The sequence below is a fragment of the Acinetobacter sp. RF14B genome (assembly GCF_006864105.1).
Classification (GTDB): Bacteria; Pseudomonadota; Gammaproteobacteria; order Pseudomonadales; family Moraxellaceae; genus Acinetobacter; species Acinetobacter lwoffii_C.
Genome location: NZ_SMTB01000251.1, coordinates 1 through 498, shown reverse-complemented (window position 1 = coordinate 498; position 498 = coordinate 1). Strand labels below are relative to the sequence as shown.

Below are 498 nucleotides of genomic sequence, written 5' to 3'. Positions count from 1 at the left end.
CTGGCCAATTTTCAGCACCCAACCCTGAAGCATAACCTCACCACGCTGAAAGCGTTGCACCATGTCGCCTGGATGGACGACACGTTGCATGTGGAACTGGTTATGCCATTCGTCTGGCATAGCGCGTTTGAAGAGTTAAAAGAGCAATGTAGCGCCGAACTGCTGCGTATCACCGGGGCGAAAGCTATCGACTGGAAACTGTCGCACAATATCGCCACCTTAAAACGCGTGAAGAACCAGCCGGGTATTAATGGTGTGAAGAACATCATTGCGGTCAGTACCGGTAAAGGCGGCGTGGGTAGATCCTCCACGGCGGTAAACCTGGCGCTGGCACTGGCGGCGGAAGGGGCGAAAGTCGGCATTCTGGACGCCGATATCTACGGCCCATCAATTCCCACCATGCTGGGCGCAGAAAATCAGCGTCCAACTTCGCCGGACGGTACCCATATGGCACCGATTGTGTCTCATGGCCTGGCAACCAATTCAATTGGTTATCTG

At 54.4% G+C, this 498-nt stretch carries 1 protein-coding gene; it reads left to right on the top strand.

The window, feature by feature from the left end; all coding sequences use genetic code 11:
* Positions 1 to 102 precede the first annotated feature (102 nt).
* On the top strand, positions 103 to 498 hold a 396-nt coding region (locus tag E2K52_RS15660; protein ID WP_319922813.1), incomplete at its 3' end, for a P-loop NTPase.